Raw genomic sequence first — 22321 nt, 5'->3', positions numbered from 1 at the left:
TAGATCGCGGAACGGCTGTCCGATCGTGATGAACCGGCCCGGTGCGGGGCGGATTCATCGGCTGGGTTCGTGGTGGCTCGGCCGGTTTTGCCGCGACTCATCACGCCGAACGATCAACCACGCGTCGCGGTGTCCTGGCCGAAAGCCGAGTGGGCTGGTCGGCGAGGTGGTCGGTTGCAATGACCGTCCGGATACTGCGCTCCGGTGGTGGTCAGGCTTGGTACGGCTGGGCGGATCCGGCGGGGCCGCGAATCTGTCGGTGGCTGGGCTTAGGCTGGTCACCATGGCATTCGCAACCGAAATCCCGGCGGAAGGCTACGAGGACCGGGGCACCCCGCTGGCACATTCGGAGTTCCGGCCGGTCGGGGAGATCGAGCGGGCCGGTGGGCAGTTCCAGGTCGTCAGCGAACACCAGCCGGCCGGCGATCAGCCCGCGGCCATCGCCGAACTGGAGCGCCGCGTCAAGGCGGGCGAGCGTGACGTTGTGCTGCTCGGTGCGACCGGCACCGGTAAATCGGCCACCACCGCGTGGCTGATCGAGCGGCTGCAGCGGCCGACGCTGGTGATGGCGCCGAATAAGACACTCGCCGCTCAGCTGGCCAATGAGCTGCGAGAGATGTTGCCCAACAATGCCGTCGAGTACTTCGTCTCGTACTACGACTACTACCAACCCGAGGCCTATATCGCGCAGACCGATACCTATATCGAGAAGGACAGCTCGATCAACGACGATGTCGAGCGGTTGCGGCATTCGGCCACCTCGAGTCTGCTCTCACGGCGCGATGTGGTGGTGGTCGCGTCGGTGTCGTGCATCTATGGTCTCGGTACGCCGCAGTCGTATCTGGATCGGTCGGTGCAGCTGGATGTCGGCACCGAAATAGATCGCGACGCACTCCTGCGGCTGCTGGTCGACGTGCAGTACACCCGCAATGACATGTCCTTCACCCGCGGTTCCTTCCGGGTGCGCGGTGACACCGTCGAGATCATCCCGTCCTACGAGGAACTCGCGGTGCGCATCGAATTCTTCGGCGATGAGATCGAGGCGCTGTACTACCTGCATCCGCTCACCGGCGATGTGGTGCGGCAGGTCGATACTGTCCGGATCTTCCCGGCCACGCACTATGTCGCCGGGCCGGAGCGGATGGAGCGCGCGGTCCGCGAGATCGAAGCCGAACTCGAGCAGCGGCTGGCCGAACTGGAGCGCCAGGGCAAGCTATTGGAAGCCCAGCGGCTGCGGATGCGCACGCAGTACGACTTGGAGATGATCCGGCAGGTCGGGTTCTGCTCGGGTATCGAGAACTACTCGCGCCATATCGATGGGCGTCCGGCGGGTTCCGCACCCGCCACGTTGCTGGATTACTTCCCGGAGGATTTCCTGCTCGTCATCGACGAGTCGCACAACACCGTCCCGCAGATCGGCGGCATGTACGAGGGCGATATGTCGCGCAAGCGGAACCTGGTCGAGTACGGGTTCCGGTTGCCGTCGGCCATCGACAACCGACCACTCACCTGGGAGGAGTTCGCCGATCGAATCGGGCAGACGGTGTATCTCTCGGCGACCCCGGGACCGTACGAACTCGGTCAGGCGGGCGGCGAGGTCGTCGAGCAGGTCATCCGGCCGACCGGGCTGGTCGACCCGAAGGTCGTGGTCAAGCCGACCAAGGGGCAGATCGACGATCTGATTCATGAAATCCGACAGCGCACCGAGCGCGACGAACGGGTGCTGGTCACCACGCTCACGAAGAAGATGTCCGAGGATCTGACCGACTACCTGCTCGGACTCGGCGTCCGGGTGCGATATCTGCACTCGGAAATCGATACGCTGCGCCGGGTCGAGCTGCTGCGGCAGTTGCGGCTCGGTGAGTACGACGTTCTTGTCGGCATCAACTTGCTCCGCGAGGGCCTCGACCTGCCCGAGGTATCGCTGGTCGCGATCCTGGACGCGGATAAGGAGGGCTTTCTGCGCAGCACGACCGCACTCATCCAGACCATCGGCCGTGCCGCCCGCAACGTGTCCGGTGAGGTGCACATGTATGCCGATAAGGTCACCGCGTCGATGCAGTTCGCCATCGACGAGACCGAACGCCGCCGGGCCAAGCAGGTCGCCTACAACGAGTCGATGGGCCTCGACCCACAGCCGCTGCGCAAGAAGATCGCCGACATCCTGGATCAGGTGTATCAGGAGGCCGACGACAGCGAGGTGGCCGTCGGCGGCTCCGGCCGCAATGCCAGCCGTGGCCGGCGTGCCCAGGGCGAGCCGGGGCGGGCGGTCAGCGCAGGTGTGTACGAGGGCCGCGACGTCAAGTCCATGCCGCGGGCGGAGTTGGCCGATCTGGTCAAGGAACTCACCGCGCAGATGATGAATGCGGCCCGCGAGCTGCAATTCGAATTGGCCGGTCGGCTGCGGGACGAAATCGCGGATCTGAAGAAGGAACTGCGCGGAATGGATGCCGCGGGGTTGAGTTGAGCGGCGGCGTCTTTCGACGCCGCCGGGCTCGGCATGGCTCAGCTCTGGGTGGCCAGCCATTCGTTGACGCGGCGCTCGGCCTCTTCGCGCGAAACATCCTCGACCTTGGTCAGCACCGCCCAGCGGTGGCCGAAGGGGTCGAGGACAACGCCGAAACGGTCACCGGTGACGAAGGTCTGTGGCTCCTCCGCACTGCGGGCGCCGTTCTCGATGGCCCGCTTGATGACCGCATCGACATCGGGGCAGTAGTGCACGATCGAGGTGTGCACCCATTCGCCATTGGGAGCCAGGACGTTGTTGTCCGGAATGGGCATGCCCAGTTGCAGGGTCGAGTCGCCGATCTTCAGTTCGGCGTGTGCGGGCTGGCCGTCGGGGAGATCGTTGCGGCTGATCACCTCCGCCTCGAAGACGTTGGTATAGAACTCGATTGCCTTGTTGCCGTCGGGGACGGCCAGGAAGCAGGTGATGGAGTGGTAGCCGTCGGCGATGGGGTTCACGGTATTCGCTGTTTCGCTCATGCCGATAAGCCTCGTCGAGGGCGGCGAAATGGTCTTGTAAGAAAGCGACAGCCGTGACCACAGCATCCGACGGGCCGGTTCCGGTGCCCACGCCCGATAACGTGAAGGGCATTCTGCATCCTGACGAGCAGGCCAGACATCGCTCGCTGGCGCGGCTGTCGGCCGGACCGGAGGTCGGAGGGTTCGTCGAGTGGTATTGGTCGGTGCGCTGGGATCTGACCGGTCGGCCGCCGTACTACGCCGAAGTGCTGCCGTTCCCGTGCGTGAACGTCACCTTCGAACGCAGTGAAACTCGCACCGGCGGTTTCGTCAACGGCGTCTGCACGACGAAGTTCGTCCGGGAGCTCAGCGGGGTCGGCGAAACCTTCGGCGCGCGCTTTCGCGCCGGCGGATTCGGTGCGTTCACCGGATTGGATGTCGGCGCATTCCGGGACACCGCCGTGCCGCTGACGGACGCGCTGCCCGAGGCCGCCGGTCTGGCCGAACGCGTATTGGCCGAATCCTCGGATATCAAGCGCCGCAGCATAATCGAGGATTTTCTGATCGGCCGAAAGTTCGCGGCGGATCCCAACTATCGATTGGTGCTGCGCATCGTCGCCGCCATGGAACACGACCTGGAACTTACCCGGGTCGATCAGGTCACCGATCGGTTCGATATCCCTATCCGCACATTGCAGCGGATGTTCCGGCGCTATGTCGGTGCCGGACCGAAATGGGTGTTGCGCCGATACCGGCTCCAGGACGGCGCCGATCTACTCGCACGCGGACGCATCGAAGATCTGGCCGCACTGGCCACCGAGTTGGGTTATTTCGATCAAGCACATTTCTCGCGTGAGTTCACCGCGGAAGTCGGAATGGCTCCACTGGAGTACGCCAAGAATTCGCTACGCTCCCGTAACGAGGTGACTTCGAAGGTCGTTCCGACGAGAATGTAGTTTGCAGGACCGCTCGCATTCGTCCCATTCGAGCACGAATCGGAATCGGCCCTTCACATCGGCGAGTGAGGAGTTGGTGATGGATATCTTGGTGTTGATAGGGCGAGTGCTTTTCGTGGTGTTGTTCTTCAGTTCCGCGTTCGGGCATTTCACGCAGACCGAAGCGATGACCGAATATGCGCAGAGTCGTGGCCTGCCGCAGCCGAGGGTCGCGGTGCTGGCCGCTGGGGTCGTGCTCGCGGTCGGAGGCCTCAGCGTATTGCTCGGCGTATGGGCCGACCTCGGGGCACTGTTGCTGGTGGTCATGCTGGTGCCGACGGCCTTCCTGATGCACCAGTTCTGGAAGGAGACCGATCCGCAGGCCAAGCAGGGCGAGATGATCCATTTCAACAAGGATCTCGCACTCGCCGGCGCCTCGCTCATGTTGTTCGCCTTCTTCGCACATGTCGACGAACTCGGATTGACCATCACCGGACCGCTTTTCACCGGCCTCTAGACGCGACCGGAATTGTGCCGCAGCTGTCGATATTGTGAGCCGTATAGGCGCGGCCGACTTTTGGCGTCGACGGAGCGCCAACGGGCAACTGCGGAACCGGGCGGATGGCGTCGGCCCGGCCGGGAACGTTCTTACCGGTCGCGGTCGAGCCGACGTTGCCGTCGTATAGCGGCCGAGGTCGGGTAAATGTGATGAATATCCCAGGGGGGCAAGAACGTTCGGGCCGGTTGTGATGGGTCACAAGTCGTGGACCTGGAAATTAGATCCGCCCAGGTCGCAAAGGTCTCGGGGCATTCGTCGGATGAACCCGAGTCGGTAAAGCCGGAACTCCCGCAGTGTGATGTGTTGCGATTTCTGCTATTTCCGGCCGATTTGCCGCTATGGTCGACCCCAGTCGCCGCGCGGGTGCCACGACTCCACGTGGCACCGGCGCAGGCACCCGACACCACATAGTTGGAGGAGAAAGCCGTGAGGGAGCGAAGCGAGCGAACCATGGGCGCAGCGCCACGGACGGTCATGCCGGAGCCGAGTGCTAGCGAGGTGGAGGCATGAGCGCCTACCGGACAATTGTCGTCGGTACCGATGGCTCGGACTCGTCGTACGTCGCCGTTGACAAGGCCGCCTCGCTGGCCGCGGCCGCGGGTGCGACCCTGGTAGTGGCCTGCGCGTACTACCCGACCGACGATCGCGATGTGGCCGCCGCCGCCGATGTGCTCAAGGACGAGGCCTACCAGGTGCGCGGCTCCGCGCCCACGAACGAGATCCTGCGCACCGCCCGCGACCGCGCGACCGCGGAGGGCGCCAAGGAGATTGTCGAGCGTGGGATCGTGGGCGAGCCTGTCGAATCGCTGCTCGCGCTTGTCAAGGAGGTCGAGGCCGATCTGCTGGTCGTCGGTAACCGCGGCCTGAACACCCTGGCCGGCCGGTTGCTGGGTTCGGTGCCCTCGGATGTGGCGCGCAAATCCCGCTCGGATGTGCTGATCGTGCACACCGTCAGGTAAGCAGCAGAGCCGAAACGACAGCCGCACATTCCTCGGAATGTGCGGCTGTCGTCGCTCTCGTCAATCCAGCGCGCTGAGCACCGATGGCAGGTCGCCGGTGTGCACAACACCGAGCCGCTGCGTCGCTCGGGTCAATGCCACATACAGGTCGTTCATCCCACGCGGCGATTCGTCGAGGATGACCCGGGGTTCCACAAGATAGACTGCGTCGAATTCCAGGCCCTTGACCTCCTGCACCGTCAGCACCCGGACGGATTCGCCCGCCAACTCGGCGAAGTCCGCGACCATCTCATGCGGTGTGATGACGGCCGTGGTACCCGGGCCGGTCTCCGCGGCTACCAATTCTGTTACCGCACTGCGCAATTCGCTCGCATCTACAGCATGGGCGCGCGGGGGCACACCTGTCTCCCGCACCGACCGCGGCACCGCCGCGTCCGGATCGATCTCGGCGAGCACATCGGCCGCGACCGCCATGATCTCCGCCGGGGTCCGGTAGTTCACGGTCAACTCGGTGAGCTTCCATCGTTGTGCCACATAGGGTTCCAGCATCTGCTGCCAGGACGACGCGCCTGCCGGATCGCCGGTCTGCGCGACATCGCCGACCACCGTGACCCATCGGTTCGGTATGCGGCGCATCACCATTCGCCAGGCCATCTCCGAAAGTTCTTGCGCCTCATCGACGATCACATGGCCGTAGGTCCAATTGCGGTCGCCCGCCGCGCGTTCCGCGGTGGTCTGCCGGTTGCGCACATCCTGACGTTCGGCCAGCTGGCTGGCGTCGATCAGGTCGTAGGCCATCAGGATCTCCGGATCGAGGTCGTCCTCGAGATCCTGTGGCGCCGAACCGGTCAGGATGTCGAGTGCGTCCTGTGCCTCGGCCAATTGCGCCCGCCAGCGGCGGCGGGCGCGTTCGCGTTCCTCGGTGTCGTCGATGCCGAGCAGTTCGGCGAGTTCGTCGAGCAGCGGTGCGTCCGCTGCGCTGAATTCGCCGTTGTCCGAGCGCGCCAGTTCGGCTCGGTCGGCCGGATCCAAACTGCTCGCGGCGCGGTCGAGTCGCTTCGGATCGGCAAGCAGGTCCGCGAGCACTTCCTGCGGCGACAGGATCGGCCAAAGCTTGCCGATGGCCGCCTGGATCTCCGGATCGGCGCGCATTTCATCCCGGATCTCGGCGAGATCGGTTCGGCTGAGCAGACTTTCCTTACCCGCCCCGTCGGCTGCGCCTCCTGCCATCCCCCGGTGGCCGCCGGACAGATCCGCGCCCATGGTCTGGGCGAGTTGTTCGGTGAGTGCGTCGATGACCAAAGAGGCGAAGATCGGTCGAGCCAGATTGTGTGGGCGCCGCGAGGAGCGGGCCCGGCCGCGCGCCCTGGTGGCGATCTTGCGGTCGAGTGTGACGGGGTAGCCATCGAAGGCCAGGCGGATCGGCGCGGCGGGCACCTCTTGACGGTCGCGCACCGCCTGCTTGAGCACCTCCAACATGGCCAGCGAGCCCTTGACCTCACCGGCGCGCAGCGAATCCTCGCGGGTGGCCTTCACTCCCGGATACAGATCCCCGATGGTGGACAGCAGCACGCCGGTCTCACCGAGCGATGGCAGCACCTGGCCGATGTAATCGAGGAAGGTGGCGTTCGGGCCGATGATCAGCACACCGCTCTTGGCCAACTGCTGACGATAGGTATAGAGGAGGTAGGCCGCGCGGTGCAATGCGACGGCGGTCTTGCCGGTTCCCGGACCACCCTGGACCACCAGCACGCTCTTGTGCTCGGAGCGAATGATCGCGTCCTGCTCGCTCTGGATGGTCTCGACGATGTCGTTCATATGGCCGGTGCGCGCGGCATTGAGCGCCGAGAGCAATGCGCTCTCGCTGCCGACTCCGCCGTCGTCATCGGTCACACCCGCGGTCCGGGCCGCGTCGAGGTCCAGGTATTCGTCGTTGATGGCCGTGACCCGCCGATTGCGGGACCGGATATGTCGGCGCCGGATCACCCCGTCCGGTGTGGCGGTCGTCGCGAGATAGAACGGACGGGCCAGCGGCGCGCGCCAATCCAGTAGCAGCGTCTCGTAGTCGTCCTTCTCGTCGAGGATGCCGAGCCTGCCGATATAGCGGTATTCGCCTTCCTGGCCGCCAGCGGCTGCTTGCAGGTCGCTCGAATCGGTACCGCTAGTGACTGCTTGCAGGTCGCTCGAAACGGCACCGCTCGAAATGGCACTGCCGTCGAGGTCGATGCGGCCGAAACACAGGCCGTGTTCGGCGGCATCGTATTTGGCCAGATCCTCGGAGTAGAGCTGACTGAAGGATTCGCGTTCGGTGCGGGCCTGCGGGGTGCCACCGGTTTCCAGCAGCACGGTGCGCAGCCGTTTCGTGGCGTATTCGCGCATATCGTCGAGTCGTTCATAGAGCACGGACAGGTAGGCCTGCTCCTGGTCGATCTCGCGGTTCCGCTCGGGGATGCCGTCGTGCGCGGCACGATCCTGAGTGAGGCGGTCGGGCAAACTGAACTCCTTGTCACCGCGATGAGCCGGTGCACACGCAGGTCACGGTGCACACGAACGCCATTGAAAACAGAGTTTTCGAGTCTACTGCTCGTTCGGCGGGCTCGCTGTAACCGCAGGTAGCGGGTCCGTGGCCAGGACCGGCGTGAAATGTTGGACGATGGGGAACGGTTCGTAGAAGTGGTGCAGTAGTCGCTTCCAGCGTTGATAACCGGCGGACCCGCGGAAGCCATCGACATGGTCGCTCAGCTGTTCCCATCCCACCAGCAGCAAATATGTGTCGGGCGCCTCGACGCATCGTGACACCGATAGCGACCGGAAGCCCGGCATACTCTCGATGATCGGCCTGGCCTCGGCGAATGCGGCTTCGAAGGCCGCCGCTTCGGCGGGGCGGACGGGCAACAGCGCGTGTTCGATGATCATCGGAAAACCCTTAGGAAGCGTGCGTGTTATTCGGTCTGCGGCCCAGGCTGGTGGCTTCCCGGTGACCGGTCGGTTTGGCGCGGTACATCGCCAGATCGGCGTCGTGCAGCACCGCCTCGGGTGTGCGGTTGTCGTCCGCTGCGAGTTCGGTCACGCCGATCGAGGCGTTCACTTCGATCCGGTGCCCGCGCGCGATGATCGGCTCGGCCGTGGTCGAGCGCAGCCGCAGTACCAGCGAGTCGAGATCCACGCGCCGGGGCCGCCCGGCCAGCAGCACCAGGAATTCGTCGCCGCCGAGCCGACCGACCAGATCGGTGCCGCGCAGTGCGCGCTGCAACCGCTGGGCCACGATCTGCAGCACGGTATCGCCGATCGCATGGCCGAGGGTGTCGTTGATCGCTTTGAAGCCGTCCAGGTCGATGAACAGCACGGTGGACACCGGCAGATCTTCGCTGGCGGCCAGCGCATTGGCGAGCTGGGACAGGATCAGCGAGCGATTGGGCAGTCCGGTCAGCGAGTCGTGGGTGGCCTGGAACTCCAATTGCCTTCGACTGGCCCGGAATTCGGTGATATCGGCGAAGGAGGACACCGCGGGTGAATCCGGATCGCCCGGATTGAGCAGCCGCGAACTGCCGGAGAGCCAGCGGCGCTGGCCGTCGTGACGGTCGACGCCGAAGATGTATCCGGTGATCGTTTCGCCGGTCGCCAGGGTCCGCGCGACCGGATGCCGACTCGGCGGTAGCGGCTGCGCATTGGCGTCGAGCAGGATGAGCGGCAGTTCGTCGATGGTGGCGCCGATGAGATCACCGGTGCGTTCGTCGGTGCCGAAGATCCGCACGGCCGCGGGATTGGCCGATTCGATGCGGCCGTTCCGGTCGATCACCACCACGCCCTCCTCCAACTGCGAGACGACCGTGGTGAAATGCTGTTCGGCCCGGCGCTGCGCGGCCTCGGCGGTGCGTTGGGCGGTGAGATCGTGGATGACCACCTGATAGGCGAGATGGTCGTGCCATGCGGTGAGCACCGAAACAGTCTCGACCGGGACGATCTCGCCGTCGACCCGGATCAGCTCCATCTCGGTGGGAGCCGACGCCGCGCCCGCAGTGGTCAGCTGGCTGATGCGGTCCACCATGCCGGGCACCGAGTCGGGATGGACGAATCGGGTCAGGGGCTGGCCGATCACGTGATCGGTACTTTCGGCGGCCAGCATGCGCGCGGTGGCTTGATTGGCGTAGACGACGGTGCCACGCTCATGCACGACGATCCCGTCCGGGGTGTGCTCGACCAGGGACCGGTAGCGCTGAGCCAGTTGCTCGGCGTCGACCCCGGCGTCGACTGCCTTGTCCTGATCCACTCGAACCCCCGATCGTCGACCCACTCATGGCCATTGGAACATGGGATTATTCTGGTCTCGACGTGTACAAGATGACATCGTCGACGCTATTGCTTCGCTCACAGTCCGGGCACTCCATCGGCCGCTATCTGGTGATCTTTACAGAACCCGGACCTGTGAACATTTCTCGAGCCGAACCTCGCTTCGGCCCCGGGAACCGGTGAAGGAGCGATGCCATGTCGGGTACCAACCCGGGCAATGAAAAGCACCATCAAGATCATATGACGATCGCCGGGATAGGTGCGGTCAGCGGCTACGGCTGGGGTCGGGAGACGCTCTGGCAGGGATTGCTCAGCGGGAAATCCGCAGCCTCGCTACAACCAGGCTACGGCGTCGGCCGCGATCAGCACGCCTGGGTTTCGCTGATTCCCGATGGCGGCGATCCCATGGTGAGCACCAGCATTTACGGACGCGCCGTGCAGGAGGCGGGTCGCGAGGCGATCGCCGACGCATCCGCGCGCGGGTGGCGCCCGGGCCGCACCGTCGGCTTGCTGCACGCCATCGTGCTCGGCGACGTCGCCAATTGGCGCGACTTCTATCTGGTCGATGACGGTCACCGGCGCTCCCGCGACTACCTGCGACTATTGCCCTCCACACCGATGTCGGTGCTACAACAGGAATTCGGCTTCCACGGTCCGTCGATGAATGTCTCGGCGGCGTGCAGTTCGGCCAATGTCGCGCTGATCACCGCCAAACTCTGGCTGGACTGCGGTATCGCCGACGACGTGATCTGTGTCGCCACCGATATGTCGGCGACCCCTGAGATGGTCGAGCACTTCGTCCGGCTCGGCGCCGCGGTCAGCGATGCCGAACCGCTGGCCGCCTGCCGCCCCTTCCAGGAGGGCAGCCGCGGCTTCAGTATGGGTGAGGCGTCAGTCGCCTTCGTCCTCACCCGCTCGGTCGAGCGGCCCTATGTCACCGTGCTCGGCGGCGGTATGACCAATGACGCCTATCACGTGGTTTCGGTCGACCCGGGGCATACCCAGATCTTCAACTGTGCGCGCCACGCGCTCATCGACGCCGCTATCGCGCCTGCGGATGTGCGGTATTTCAACGCACACGGCACCGGCACCCGGCAGTGCGATGTGGCCGAGCGAGATCTTCTTCGGCGGATGTTCGACGACCGCCCGCACGTCTATTCGGTCAAGCCGCTTGTCGGGCATTGCCAGGGCGCTGCGGCCGGTGTCGAGGTGGCCGCCGCGGCACTGGCCTACGACCGCGGCATCGTGCCCGCCGCACCGATCGTCGCACCCGCCTACGAGCGACTATTGGACGGCCCGACGCCCTTCGAGGGCGGACTCACGGTCAAGCTGTCGCTAGGCATGGGCGGCAACAATTCGATGGTCGTGCTCGGTCCCGTCGACTGAGCCCACTTACGGAAGCGGCACCGACCAGGACAACTTCGTGCCCGGCATGCCCTCGGTTTCATGCATACCCGCCACCGCGGGTCCGATGGCGAACTGCCCGTCGGACTTCTCCGCCCGCTGCTCCAGATTCCGCAATCCGCTGCGGATCACATGATTCGGGATGCCCCAACCGTCGTCGGTGACCACGATGGTCAGATCATCGGCCACACTGATCTCCACCGAGACGGTCGCCGCGCCGGAATGCCGCACCGCATTGCTCACTGCCTCGCGCACCACCGCCTCTGCGTGATCGGCCAATTCCGCCTCCAGCACCGACAGCGGCCCGGTCACCTGCACGGTGGCCCGCAGTGGCGAATCGGTGGTCTGCTGGCGCACCGCATCCTCGATTCGCTGCTGCAATTCGATACTGCCGCCATTGCCGCCGTGCAGATCGAAGATGGAGGTGCGGATTTCCTGCACCACCTCCTGCAGATCATTGATGACCGTCGAAAGGTGTTGGCGCACTTCGGGAACCTCGGCGCGCGGCACCGCGCTCTGCAAGGTGAGCCCGATGGCGAACAGCCGCTGGATCACATGGTCGTGCAGGTCGCGGGCGATGCGGTCGCGGTCGGCGAGGATATCGAGTTCGCGCATCCTGCGCTGGGTTTCGGCCAGCTGCATGGCCAGTGCGGCCTGGTCGGTGAAGGCGTTGGTCAGCTCGACGAGTTCGTCGGTATAGGGCGGTGCGCCGATGGGACGTACGGTGACCAGCGCGCCGAGGGTGGTATCGGGTGTGCACAGCGGCAGGATCAGCGCGGGTCCGACCTCGTGCAGTGGTACGCCGAGGTCGATCAGGGCGGCGTCGTCGAAACGCAGCGGTGTGCGGCGGGTGAAGGCCTCACCGAGCGCGGTGCCGTCTGCGTCGACGATCAGTCCGTCGAATCCGCTGCCCGGACCGGACCATTGGGTAATGACGAGCTCGGAGACCGCGGCGAGTTCGAGTTGCGGTATCGAGGTGCTGGCCAGGAACGATTGATGTGAGCCGGTCAGGGTGCGCGCGTGGTCGACGACATGGGCGAGCACCAGATCGGGTTCGGTGCCCGCGAGGAATTCGGTGGCGATATCGCGGGTGGCCTCGATCCAGGCCTGTCTGGTGCGGGCCGATTCGTAGAGTCTGGCGTTGTCGACCGCGATACCGGCCGCGGCCGCTAGTGCCTGGACGAGCACATCGTCGTCCTCGGTGAACGGCTGACCATTGGCCTTCTCGGTCAGGTAGAGACTGCCGAAGATCTCGTCGCGGATGCGCACCGGGACGCCGAGGAAGGTGTGCATCTGCGGGTGGTGTTCCGGAAATCCTACGGACGCAGGGTGTTTCGAGAGTTCGTCGAGGCGCAGTGGTTTGGGTTGGGTGAACACCTCGCCGAGTACGCCGTGTCCGGCGGGCAGTCGCCCGATGCGCTCCCGGATGGTTTCGTCCATGCCCTCGTCGAGGAACTGGGTGACCTGCTGTTCGTGCCCGCGCACCGCCAGCGCGCCGTAGCGGGCGTCGACCAGGCTGGTGGCGGTATGGACAATGGCGCGCAGCGTTTCATCGAGGTCGAGGCCGGAGGTGACGGTCAGCATCGCCTCGACCAAGCCGTCCATCCGGTCGCGTGAATCGATGATCAGCTCGACGCGTTCCTCGACCTCCGACAGCAGCTCCCGGAGCCGAAGTTGCGACAGTGTGTCGCGCACCGAATAGAGGCCGTTGCCCAGCTCTTCGGTCATGACGGCATCCTGTTCTGGCAGGCGCGTAACAGCGCCTACGCCAGTCTAGTTGGTCAATCGAGGACTTTCGGCCCTGTTCGCGGTGGCGTAGCGGTGATGGCATGGTCGCACACCGGGAATAGAAAGTAGGGATGTCCTATGAATTCGCCGTTGCGTTCCTCGGAGCTGTGGGCCACTGCCGCCGACCCCGAACTGGCCGTGACCACCCGGGGTGCGGTGCCGCCCGCGGATGTGACCAGGGCGGTGCGGGGGATCGGCCGCGTATTGCGCCGACACCACCTCGACGCAGCGGCGCGGGTGCGGGTGACCGCGCCGGTGGATTCGGACGAACCCACGTTGGTACAGGCCAACATACGCGTACACGACACCCCCACCCGGGTGCAGGTCACCGGTCCACGCGGCTTCGCGGTGACCTTCGCGGTGGAACGGCTGGACCGGCAGATCGCCCGGCTGGCGACCAAACAGTCACGCGAGTGGCCCGATCCGGCGCGTCCGCCCCTGGCCAGGGTCACCGAGCCGCGCCCGATCGTGCGGAGGAAGCGCTGCGCGTTACTGACCGGTACGCCCGCCGAGGCGACGGCGGTAATGGATGCGATGGATTACGACTCCTACCTGTTCGTCGATGCCGAAACCGGTGAGGATGCTCTGGTGAGCTGGGCGGATCCGTTCGGCATCCGACTGACCAGGCAGCGCACGACACAGCCGCCGCAGGCTCCGGCGCAGCGGCCGCTGACGGTGAATTCCCTACCCCTGATCATGGATTCGGAGTCGGCGCCGACCCTGATCGAGGAGGCGGCGGTAACCCGGCTGTGCCGCAAGGGACTGCCGCTGCTGTTCTTCACCGATGCCGACAGCGGCCGTGGCCGCCTGCTGTACCGCCGCTACGATGGGGATCTCACCATCGTCGTTCCGGTTGAAATCCGCTAGCTCTGACGCAATTTGGAGGCCAGCACCGCGGCCTGGGTGCGCCGTTCCATTCCGAGTTTGGCCAGCAACCGGGAGACGTAATTCTTGACGGTCTTCTCGGCCAAAAACATTCGCGCGGCGATTTGTCGATTGGTCAATCCCTCGCCGAGCAGTGCGAGCAGTCGTCGTTCCTGCTCGGTGAGGCCGGCCAGCGGTCCGTCTTTTTCGGTGCTGGAACGTAGCCGGGCCTTGAGTGCGGCCGCCGCACGGTTATCCAGTAGCGAACGTCCGGCGCCGACCTGTTTGATCGCCTCGGCCAATTCCATGCCCTTGATGTTCTTGACGACATAGCCGCTCGCGCCCGCCAGTATCGCGTCCAACATGGCGTGTTCATCGGTGTAGGACGTCAGGATGAGACAATGCAAATCGTCGATTTCGGCGAGCAGGTCGCGGCACAGTTCGATGCCGTTCCCGTCAGGAAGTCGGACGTCCAGTACGGCGACATCGGGCCGCAGCGCGCGAATGCCGGCCACGGCGTCGGCGACGTCGCCGGCCTGGCCGATCACGGTGAGTTCCGGATCGCTTTCCAGCAGGTCGACGAGACCGCGTCGGACTATCTCGTGGTCGTCGACGAGGAACACTGTGATCACGCGACCTCCTTTGCGGTGCAGGGGATCTCGTGCGGCCCCCGGCGTTTCGGTCCTACCCGACAAGGTAGCCCTCGGCGGGCCGCATCGGTATGTCGGAATCGAAAATTTCGAGTAATGTCGACTCGAAATTTGCCGACTAACGCTATCGAAACGCCGGGAAAAACCGACCGCCGAAGCCGTTGTGCAAAGCAGGCTGCCGGGTATGCTGAGGCCGAAGTCATTCATAGAGGTCTTTGGCAGCGTGGCCTTGGAGGGCCCCATGCATAGGTATCTCGGACAATGACATATTCGGCGAGACTCGATTTCGGTAATATTTTCGGTCCGCCGCAGAGCTGTCCCGACTGTGGATCGCATGCTATCGCGACCTTTGTCGACCACCGGGATACTCTGTTCCGTTGCCGCGAATGCGGCATGCAATGGCGGTTCGCGCACGGTCGCGCCATTCGGGAGGCCCCCGCGATCGAGTCGGAACCGGGACCCGAAGAAGAGTCGATGTGCCAATGAAGATCGGGCTGATCGTGCCGCCGTGAGTGCCCGTACCGCGCGGATCGGGGAGGCCGAGCTGATGCATGTAGCCGGTCCGGCTGGCGCGCCGAAAGCTGGTGATGATCACCAAGATCCGCGAACCGGAGCAGTGTCGCTACTACACTGAGCGGGTGCGTCCACTGATGGGACCCGACGACCCCGAACCGCGCGAGGAGCCATTGGAGCCTCGGGTAGATGCCGATGCGCTGACCGGTGAGCGGACGAGCCGGGCCATGCAGCCCACGCCGGTCGCTTGACGAGCCCTTGGGGCGAGGGCGCCGATACCGGGGCGCCACGCGCCGTCGCCGGGGTGACCTTGGTCGAGGGCTCGACCTTCTGTATCAGCGAGGACGGCGGTGTCATCAGCCCGAATCGGGCCGAGGGACTGTTCGTGCGCGATACCAGGGTGCTGTCGCGGTGGCGGCTGACCGTCGATGGGTTGGCGCCGCAACCGCTCGCCGTCCAGCACACCGAGCCCTACAGCGCGACGCTGCTGGCCAGGACGCCGCCGCGGCCCGGACGTGCCGACAGCACCGCTCTGGTGACCGTCGCGCGGTATGTCGGCGACGGAATGCGCGAGGACGTGACCGTGCGCAATCTCTCCGGTGCGGCGATCAAATGTGCGGTCGCGCTGGAGCTCGATGCCGATTTCGCCGATCTGTTCGAGGTGAAGGAGGGGCGGATCGGCGACAGCGTGGTGGTCACCAAGAGTAAGTCGACGGCGGGCACAGTCGAGATCAGCCGGACCGATCTGCCGCTGGCGGTGACGGTGACCGCCGCGGGGGCGACCGCGGTCGATCGCGAATTGCGGTGGCAGGTCGATCTGCCCGGGCGCGGCGAATGGTCGGTGTGCATCCAGTACCAGGCGACGCTCGGATCGGCGGTTACGCCGCGGCATCAGTGTGGGAATCCGATTTCGTACAGTGCGCCAGCACTGCGGATGCGCGAATGGTACGAGAATTCGCCGTCGGTGCATACCGACGATCAGACCCTCGCCGCGGTACTGCGGCGCGCCGTCGTCGATCTCGGCGCTCTGCGCATCTTCGATCCCGGTCATCCGGAGCGGGCGGTGGTCGCCGCGGGTGCGCCGTGGTTCATGGCACTGTTCGGGCGCGACTCGCTACTCACCTCATGGATGGTGTTGCCGCTGGACCGGCGGCTGGCCGTCGGCACGCTGCAGAGTCTGGCGGGTCTGCAGGGCACCGAGGTGCGTGCCGTGACCGAGGAGGAGCCGGGGAAGATACCGCATGAGGTGCGGTTCGGGCGGGCGGCGACGACGCTGCTCGGCGGGGACACCGTGTATTACGGAACCGCCGATGCCACACCGCTGTTCGTGATGTTGCTCGGCGAGTTGCACCGGTGGGGACTGGATGCCGAGACCAGGGACGAACTGCTGCCGCATGCGGATCGGGCGCTGGAGTGGATCGAGCGGTTCGGTGACGCGGACGGTGACGGATTCGTCGAGTACCAGCGCGCGGCCGATCACGGCCTGGCGAATCAGGGATGGAAGGACTCCTGGGACGGGGTGAATTTCGCCGACGGCAGGCTGCCCGAGGCGCCGATCGCGCTGGCCGAAGTGCAGGGATATGTGTACGCGGCGTATCTGGCGCGGGCCGAGCTCGCGACCGATGTGGGCGATCACCGGACCGCTGATCGGTTCCGCGTCAAGGCGGCCGCATTGAAGAACGCGTTCAACAAGGCGTTCTGGTTGCCAGAGCACGGTTGGTACGCGATCGGTCTGGATGGGGACAAGCGGCCGATCGACGCGCTGACCTCGAATATCGGGCACTGTCTGTGGACCGGGATCATCGATGCGGACAAGGCGCGCTCGGTCGCGGATCACCTACTGTCGCCGGAGATGTTCAGCGGATGGGGGATCCGCACCTTGGCCACCAACATGGGTGCGTACAACCCGGTCAGCTATCACAACGGATCGGTGTGGCCGCACGACAACGCGATCTGTGCCGCCGGACTGATGCGCTACGGCTTCACCGAACACGCCAACCAGGTTATCGATGGGGTGCTCGACGCGTCGACCCGCTTCGGCTATCGACTGCCCGAGCTGTTCAGCGGTTTCGACCGCGCGGAATTCGACGCGCCGGTGCCGTATCCGACCTCGTGCTCACCGCAGGCGTGGGCGTCGGCGGCGCCGCTGCTCTTCATGCGGAGTATGTTGCGGTTGGAGCCGGGCAGCGGGTCGGCCTCGGTCGCGCCCGCGGTGCCGGATCGGTACCTGCCGCTGCGGGTGAGCGGGGTGCGGGTGGGGTCGGATGTGCTCACCGTCACCGTGGACAATGGGGGTTGGCAGCTCAGCGGATTGGCTGGAAAGCTGCGTCGATCCGACTCCTGACCTGGGCCGATGACCGGGGAACCCGGCGCGCGACGAAACTTGTCGGTGGGTCGTCCTAGCATGGCGCTGGGGATATCACGTCTGTTGGATCGACACGATCGAGAAGGGACACCTGGTGGCGGAACGCCTCACTGTGCGCGGAGCTCGCGAGCACAATCTCAAGAGCATCGACCTCGATCTGCCCCGCGACAGTCTTATCGTGTTCACCGGTCTATCCGGTTCAGGCAAATCCAGCCTCGCCTTCGACACGATCTTCGCCGAGGGGCAGCGTCGCTATGTCGAATCGCTGTCGGCCTACGCGCGCCAGTTCCTCGGGCAAATGGACAAGCCGGACGTCGACTTCATCGAGGGACTTTCGCCTGCCGTATCGATCGACCAGAAGTCGACCAACCGCAACCCCCGGTCGACAGTCGGCACCATCACCGAGGTCTACGACTACCTGCGCCTGCTGTATGCGCGCGCGGGCACCCCGCACTGCCCGGTCTGCGGTGAACTGATCGCCAAGCAGACTCCGCAGCAGATCGTGGACCAGGTGCTCGCCATGGAGGAGGGCATCAAATTCCAGGTGCTGGCGCCGGTGGTGCGCACTCGCAAGGGCGAATTCGTCGATCTGTTCGACCAGTTGAACTCCCAGGGCTATTCGCGCGTCCGAGTCGACGGCGTGGTGTATCCGCTCACCGATCCGCCGAAGCTGAAGAAGCAGGAGAAGCACGACGTCGAGGTCGTGGTGGACCGCCTGCAGGTGAAGCCGAGTTCCAAACAGCGCCTTACCGATTCGATCGAGACCGCGCTGCGGTTGGCCGACGGCATCGTGGTGCTGGACTTCGTCGACCGCGACGAGCACGCCCACGATCGAGAGCGCCGCTTCTCCGAACGCCTGGCCTGCCCCAATGGTCACCCTCTCGATATCGAGGATCTCGAACCGCGCTCGTTCTCGTTCAACTCGCCCTATGGTGCCTGCCCGGACTGCACCGGTCTCGGCATCCGCAAGGAGGTCGATCCGGATCTGGTGGTGCCCGATCCCGAATTGAGCCTGGCCGCGGGGGCGATCGCACCGTGGTCGCGCGGGCAGACCGCCGAATACTTCACCCGGCTGCTGTCGGGTCTGGCCGAATCCATCGGCTTCTCCATGGATACGCCATGGCAGGAGCTGCCGCTGAAGGCACGCAAGGCGGTGCTCGAGGGCAGTTCCGATCAGGTACACGTCTCCTACACCAACCGGTACGGCCGCAAGCGTTCGTATTACGCCGATTTCGAGGGCGTGATGCCGTTCCTGCAGCGGCGCATGGAGAGCACCGAATCCGAGCAGATGAAGGAGCATTACGACGGGTACATGCGGGATGTGCCGTGCCCGGTGTGCAACGGTGCTCGGCTGCGTCCGGAAATTCTGGCCGTCACCATCGCTTCGAACGGTGTGAAGAAGTCGATCGCCGATGTGAGCGAATTGTCCATCGGTGATTGCTCGGCATTCCTGAATTCCTTGACGCTGGGGGAGCGGGAGACCGCCATCGCCGGGCAGGTGCTCAAGGAAGTGCAGGCGCGGCTCGGGTTCCTGCTGGATGTCGGACTGGAGTATCTGAGTCTGTCGCGGGCCGCGGCGACGCTGTCCGGTGGTGAGGCGCAGCGCATCCGGTTGGCGACCCAGATCGGATCCGGACTGGTCGGAGTGCTGTATGTGCTGGACGAACCGTCGATCGGTCTGCACCAGCGCGACAACCGGCGACTCATCGAAACCCTCACGCGGCTGCGGAATCTCGGCAATACGCTGATCGTGGTCGAACACGACGAGGACACCATTCGGGCCTCGGACTGGGTGGTCGATATCGGTCCACTGGCCGGTGAGCACGGCGGTGAGGTCGTGCACAGCGGTCCATATCAAGAACTGCTTACCGACCCGAAATCGCTGACCGGCGCATACCTTTCCGGCCGCGAGCGCATCGAGGTGCCGATGGTGCGGCGGCCGGTCAGCAAGAAGCGCCAGCTCACTGTGGTCGGTGCCAATGAGCACAACCTGCGCAATATCGACGTCAGCTTCCCACTGGGCGTGCTCACCGCGGTGACCGGTGTTTCCGGTTCCGGTAAGTCCACGCTGGTCAACGACATTCTGGCGACCGTGCTCGCGAATAAGCTGAACGGTGCGCGGCAGGTGCCGGGTCGGCACACCCGGATCAATGGTCTCGATCATCTGGACAAGCTCGTGCAGGTGGACCAGTCGCCGATCGGCCGGACGCCACGCTCGAATCCGGCGACCTATACCGGCGTATTCGACAAGATCCGGACGCTGTTCGCGGCCACCACCGAGGCGAAGGTGCGCGGCTACCAGCCCGGTCGATTCTCGTTCAATGTCAAGGGCGGCCGCTGCGAAGCATGCTCGGGTGACGGCACTTTGAAGATCGAGATGAACTTCCTGCCGGATGTGTATGTGCCGTGCGAGGTGTGCCACGGTGCCCGGTACAACCGGGAGACACTCGAGGTGCACTACAAGGGCAAGACCATTGCCGAGGTACTCGATATGTCGATCGAGGAGGCCGCAGGGTTCTTCGAGCCGGTCACCTCGATCCACCGCTACCTCAAGACGCTGGTCGACGTGGGGCTGGGCTATGTGCGCCTCGGCCAGAGCGCACCGACCCTCTCCGGTGGTGAGGCGCAGCGCGTGAAATTGGCGGCGGAACTGCAGAAGCGCTCCACCGGACGCACCGTCTACATCCTCGACGAGCCGACAACCGGTCTGCATTTCGAGGACATCCGCAAACTGCTGCTCGTCATCAATGGCCTGGTGGACAAGGGCAATACGGTCATCGTCATCGAACACAATCTGGATGTCATCAAGACCTCCGACTGGGTCGTCGATATGGGGCCCGAGGGCGGCTCCGGCGGCGGCACGGTGGTCGCCGAGGGCACTCCGGAAGACGTTGCCGAAGTAGTACCCAGCTACACCGGTCAGTTCTTGAAGGAAGTCCTGGCCCTACCCGCCGCGACCGAGCCCAAGGCTCCCGCCAAAAAGGCGGCGAAGAAGGCCCCGGCCAAAAAGGCCACCACCAAAGCGGCGGCGAACAACTCGTCGACAGCAAAGCCGGCGACGACAAAGATTCCGGCACCCAACCCGACCGCCGCGAAGCGCGCCGCCCGAAAAGCCGCCGCCCTGCGCTGATCTCGCCCGCGCACCCGTTGTCTCGCCCGATATCGGCTACTCGGTGTCGACGCTGAGGCAACGGGTGCGGCTCAGTTCTTGGGTCGACGTGCTGCGCGCTTGTCCTCCAGCCAAGCGACCAGCCAGAAGAGAGCGAAAGCTGCCGCAGTCGCATGCATGAGGATCGACGGGCCCGCGCCTGCCAGGAAACCTATCGCGAGCACGGCGAAGAAACTGCCGAACAGAGCCCAGACACTCGGACGCTGCCAGGTCGGTGGCATGCCGGTCATAGCGCCGGTGCTTTTGCGGTGGTCATGTTATGGAATCGAACTGACCAGTCGTGTTGTTAATGCGCGCCTGGTTGATGCGTGCGTGTACCGGCGAACTGGTTGCAATCTGCCATCGGAAGACTTATCGTGAGCGCTACCGATTGCAAGATGCAATCAGATCTTCGGAGGTTCCAGATGATCGACATCGAGCCGCAGGTCGCGGGTGGGAAGGTGCTGTGGCACTTCACTATGTCGCTGGACGGATTCGTGGCGGGTCCGCACCATGCGATGGATTGGATGACCGGCTTTTCGTTCCGCCCGGGACTGGTCGCGGAGTACGTCGAGACCACGGGCGCGGTGCTCGCAGGTCGCGATGGCTGGGACGTCATCGATGGCAGTCGCCCCTATGGCGGTGCCTGGGAGGGGCCGATTTTCATCCTCACGCATCATCCCGAGGATGCGACGCCTACCGACGGAGTGACCTTCCTGAACGGTGACCCGGTCGAGGCGGTGCGCGTCGGGCTGGCGGCGGCGGGCGGCAAGAATCTGGAAGTGTTCTCGCCGAGCATCGGCCGTCAGCTGCTCGAACTCGGGTTTATCGACGAGATCGACCTGCACGTCGCACCGATCCTGCTCGGCGAGGGCATTCGGCTGTATGACAATCCGGGCGGTGTGCCGATCCGCCTACGCCATGTCGGTGCGGGCGACCCAACCTCGGTGGTCAACCTCCGGTACCGACCCGCCACCAATCCCGGCTAGGAGACTACTAGCCCGAGCGGTTCGCGACGGTGTGGATCAGTTCGGCGAGTTCCTTGTATCGGGACCACATCGGCCAATGGCCGGTGGGTAGATCGATGTATTCGGCGTCGATCTTGGCCAACTCGGCGAACAGTGGTTCCTCACCCGCGTCACGTAGTTGTTCGACCAGGTCCGCGGTGATGCTGTTGCAGATCACCGTCGTCGGGATGGCAAGGCGCGCCGGGGAATCGCTCAGTCGCAGGGGAGCGGCGGCGACTCCGGCGGGTTCGGAAACGGCACGCTCGCGGAACCGGGCCAGGGACACCTCGTCGAGCCCGGTGAGGCTATTGCCGTCGGCCTCCAACTGATCCCAATCCGGCAGCGCGAGTTCGCGAACGGTCGCATCCAGTGCGGTATTGAGGATGAACCCATTCGGTAGCGGAGCGGCGTCGACATAAATGCCGCGGCTGAAGCGTTCTGGGGCGATATCGGTGGCGAGATAGGCGGCCGCCGCACCGCCCGAGTGTGCGACGACCACCACCGCTTCATCCGGTGCGATTTCATCGAGGATGGCCTGCGCCTGCATTTCCAGGGTCGCGCCGAGCCGGTCGTCATCGTCCGGGTCGAGTCCGGGCAGGGTCAGCGCCAACACATCGTCACCCCGGTCGCGCAGATCGGCCGCGACGTCGTCCCATGCCCACGCGCCGAGCCAGAATCCGGGGATCAGAAGTATCCGTGCCATTCAGTGAGCATCGCATGCCGAACCCGGCGGAACGCAAATCCGCAGCAATATGTCTTGGGTCACCGAGATGGCCACGCGCACAAAGCGTTTCATTGTTCACAAGATGAACTACTTCGGGTCGACTGGGATTGCCCCGTGAGATCGACCGGCAACGGCGGCACGGATTGCCCCG

18 protein-coding genes are annotated in these 22321 nt (G+C 64.9%); 10 read left to right on the top strand and 8 right to left on the bottom strand.

Features of this window, described 5'->3' with window-relative positions:
- Positions 1-283 precede the first annotated feature (283 nt).
- Entirely contained in the window at positions 284-2467 is a 2184-nt protein-coding gene (gene uvrB, locus ACIBI6_RS37695) for an excinuclease ABC subunit UvrB (protein ID WP_364352466.1), read from the top strand.
- Positions 2468-2505: 38 nt separating this feature from the next.
- Here the strand turns inward: uvrB and ACIBI6_RS37690 are convergent, their stop codons facing one another.
- A complete protein-coding gene (locus ACIBI6_RS37690; RefSeq protein ID WP_364352463.1) occupies positions 2506-2985 on the bottom strand; it encodes a VOC family protein in 480 nt (159 codons plus the stop codon).
- Positions 2986-3038: 53 nt separating this feature from the next.
- On the opposite strand from ACIBI6_RS37690, the gene ACIBI6_RS37685 reads away from it, so the two are divergent.
- The 3 genes from ACIBI6_RS37685 to ACIBI6_RS37675 all read left to right on the top strand — a co-directional run bounded on the left by ACIBI6_RS37685 (position 3039) and on the right by ACIBI6_RS37675 (position 5417).
- On the top strand, positions 3039-3920 hold the full coding sequence (locus ACIBI6_RS37685) for an AraC family transcriptional regulator (protein ID WP_364352460.1): 882 nt from the start codon (positions 3039-3041) through the stop codon (positions 3918-3920).
- A 79-nt stretch (positions 3921-3999) separates the two neighbouring features.
- A complete protein-coding gene (locus tag ACIBI6_RS37680; RefSeq protein ID WP_396959769.1) occupies positions 4000-4416 on the top strand; it encodes a DoxX family protein in 417 nt (138 codons plus the stop codon).
- 548 nt (positions 4417-4964) lie between these two features.
- Entirely contained in the window at positions 4965-5417 is a 453-nt protein-coding gene (locus tag ACIBI6_RS37675; protein WP_396959767.1) for a universal stress protein, read from the top strand.
- Between the two features lie 60 nt (positions 5418-5477).
- Here ACIBI6_RS37675 and ACIBI6_RS37670 read toward each other — a convergent pair whose 3' ends face one another.
- The 3 genes from ACIBI6_RS37670 to ACIBI6_RS37660 form a co-directional block, all read right to left on the bottom strand.
- Positions 5478-7796: a HelD family protein gene (locus tag ACIBI6_RS37670; RefSeq protein WP_396959813.1), complete on the bottom strand. Its 2319-nt coding sequence runs from the start codon at positions 7794-7796 to the stop codon at positions 5478-5480.
- A gap of 198 nt (positions 7797-7994) precedes the next feature.
- Positions 7995-8333: an antibiotic biosynthesis monooxygenase gene (locus ACIBI6_RS37665; protein ID WP_364352451.1), complete on the bottom strand. Its 339-nt coding sequence runs from the start codon at positions 8331-8333 to the stop codon at positions 7995-7997.
- A gap of 10 nt (positions 8334-8343) precedes the next feature.
- Complete coding sequence (locus ACIBI6_RS37660; protein WP_396959764.1) at positions 8344-9687, bottom strand: diguanylate cyclase domain-containing protein; 1344 nt, start codon at positions 9685-9687, stop codon at positions 8344-8346.
- A gap of 215 nt (positions 9688-9902) precedes the next feature.
- On the opposite strand from ACIBI6_RS37660, the gene ACIBI6_RS37655 reads away from it, so the two are divergent.
- Positions 9903-11093, top strand: coding sequence for a beta-ketoacyl synthase N-terminal-like domain-containing protein (locus ACIBI6_RS37655; RefSeq protein ID WP_396959762.1), 1191 nt, complete (start codon positions 9903-9905; stop codon positions 11091-11093).
- Positions 11094-11099: 6 nt separating this feature from the next.
- Here the strand turns inward: ACIBI6_RS37655 and ACIBI6_RS37650 are convergent, their stop codons facing one another.
- Positions 11100-12839, bottom strand: coding sequence for a GAF domain-containing sensor histidine kinase (locus ACIBI6_RS37650; RefSeq protein WP_396959760.1), 1740 nt, complete (start codon positions 12837-12839; stop codon positions 11100-11102).
- 138 nt (positions 12840-12977) lie between these two features.
- Here ACIBI6_RS37650 and ACIBI6_RS37645 point away from each other — a divergent pair, with 138 nt between their 5' ends.
- Positions 12978-13766, top strand: coding sequence for a sigma 54 modulation/S30EA ribosomal C-terminal domain-containing protein (locus tag ACIBI6_RS37645; protein ID WP_364352439.1), 789 nt, complete (start codon positions 12978-12980; stop codon positions 13764-13766).
- On the opposite strand, the gene ACIBI6_RS37640 is transcribed toward ACIBI6_RS37645, so the two are convergent.
- Positions 13763-14395, bottom strand: a complete 633-nt coding sequence (locus ACIBI6_RS37640) for a response regulator transcription factor (RefSeq protein ID WP_364352436.1) — start codon at positions 14393-14395, stop codon at positions 13763-13765. The genes ACIBI6_RS37645 and ACIBI6_RS37640 overlap by 4 nt on opposite strands.
- A gap of 605 nt (positions 14396-15000) precedes the next feature.
- Here ACIBI6_RS37640 and ACIBI6_RS37635 point away from each other — a divergent pair.
- The 3 genes from ACIBI6_RS37635 to uvrA all read left to right on the top strand — a co-directional run bounded on the left by ACIBI6_RS37635 (position 15001) and on the right by uvrA (position 20421).
- Positions 15001-15177: a hypothetical protein gene (locus tag ACIBI6_RS37635; protein WP_364352433.1), complete on the top strand. Its 177-nt coding sequence runs from the start codon at positions 15001-15003 to the stop codon at positions 15175-15177.
- Positions 15174-17270 (top strand): glycogen debranching N-terminal domain-containing protein, encoded by a 2097-nt coding sequence (locus ACIBI6_RS37630; protein WP_364352430.1) that lies wholly within the window; start codon positions 15174-15176, stop codon positions 17268-17270. Before ACIBI6_RS37635 ends, ACIBI6_RS37630 begins: the two co-directional genes overlap by 4 nt.
- Positions 17271-17385: 115 nt before the next feature.
- On the top strand, positions 17386-20421 hold the full coding sequence (gene uvrA, locus ACIBI6_RS37625) for an excinuclease ABC subunit UvrA (protein ID WP_364352427.1): 3036 nt from the start codon (positions 17386-17388) through the stop codon (positions 20419-20421).
- Between the two features lie 71 nt (positions 20422-20492).
- Here the strand turns inward: uvrA and ACIBI6_RS37620 are convergent, their stop codons facing one another.
- A complete protein-coding gene (locus ACIBI6_RS37620; RefSeq protein WP_364352424.1) occupies positions 20493-20690 on the bottom strand; it encodes a hypothetical protein in 198 nt (65 codons plus the stop codon).
- Positions 20691-20864: 174 nt separating this feature from the next.
- Here ACIBI6_RS37620 and ACIBI6_RS37615 point away from each other — a divergent pair, with 174 nt between their 5' ends.
- Complete coding sequence (locus tag ACIBI6_RS37615; protein ID WP_364352421.1) at positions 20865-21428, top strand: dihydrofolate reductase family protein; 564 nt, start codon at positions 20865-20867, stop codon at positions 21426-21428.
- Between the two features lie 7 nt (positions 21429-21435).
- Here the strand turns inward: ACIBI6_RS37615 and ACIBI6_RS37610 are convergent, their stop codons facing one another.
- Positions 21436-22149, bottom strand: coding sequence for an alpha/beta fold hydrolase (locus ACIBI6_RS37610; RefSeq protein WP_396959755.1), 714 nt, complete (start codon positions 22147-22149; stop codon positions 21436-21438).
- Positions 22150-22321: the final 172 nt, after the last annotated feature.

The sequence above is a fragment of the Nocardia sp. NPDC050412 genome, assembly GCF_044458825.1.
Lineage (GTDB): Bacteria > Actinomycetota > Actinomycetes > Mycobacteriales > Mycobacteriaceae > Nocardia.
This window is presented reverse-complemented; position numbering and strand designations above follow the sequence as displayed.

Excerpts from the sequence above, each read along its gene's own strand:
- ACIBI6_RS37610 (WP_396959755.1), bottom strand. The coding sequence starts at position 22,149 with ATGGCACGGATACTTCTGATCCCCGGATTCTGGCTCGGCGCGTGGGCA.
- ACIBI6_RS37665 (WP_364352451.1), bottom strand. The coding sequence starts at position 8,333 with ATGATCATCGAACACGCGCTGTTGCCCGTCCGCCCCGCCGAAGCGGCG.
- ACIBI6_RS37615 (WP_364352421.1), top strand. The coding sequence starts at position 20,865 with ATGATCGACATCGAGCCGCAGGTCGCGGGTGGGAAGGTGCTGTGGCAC.
- ACIBI6_RS37690 (WP_364352463.1), bottom strand. The coding sequence starts at position 2,985 with ATGAGCGAAACAGCGAATACCGTGAACCCCATCGCCGACGGCTACCAC.
- uvrB (WP_364352466.1), top strand. The coding sequence starts at position 284 with ATGGCATTCGCAACCGAAATCCCGGCGGAAGGCTACGAGGACCGGGGC.
- ACIBI6_RS37620 (WP_364352424.1), bottom strand. The coding sequence starts at position 20,690 with ATGACCGGCATGCCACCGACCTGGCAGCGTCCGAGTGTCTGGGCTCTG.
- ACIBI6_RS37670 (WP_396959813.1), bottom strand. The coding sequence starts at position 7,796 with ATGCGCGAATACGCCACGAAACGGCTGCGCACCGTGCTGCTGGAAACC.
- ACIBI6_RS37680 (WP_396959769.1), top strand. The coding sequence starts at position 4,000 with ATGGATATCTTGGTGTTGATAGGGCGAGTGCTTTTCGTGGTGTTGTTC.
- ACIBI6_RS37635 (WP_364352433.1), top strand. The coding sequence starts at position 15,001 with ATGATCACCAAGATCCGCGAACCGGAGCAGTGTCGCTACTACACTGAG.
- ACIBI6_RS37655 (WP_396959762.1), top strand. The coding sequence starts at position 9,903 with ATGTCGGGTACCAACCCGGGCAATGAAAAGCACCATCAAGATCATATG.
- ACIBI6_RS37675 (WP_396959767.1), top strand. The coding sequence starts at position 4,965 with ATGAGCGCCTACCGGACAATTGTCGTCGGTACCGATGGCTCGGACTCG.
- ACIBI6_RS37650 (WP_396959760.1), bottom strand. The coding sequence starts at position 12,839 with ATGACCGAAGAGCTGGGCAACGGCCTCTATTCGGTGCGCGACACACTG.
- ACIBI6_RS37645 (WP_364352439.1), top strand. The coding sequence starts at position 12,978 with ATGAATTCGCCGTTGCGTTCCTCGGAGCTGTGGGCCACTGCCGCCGAC.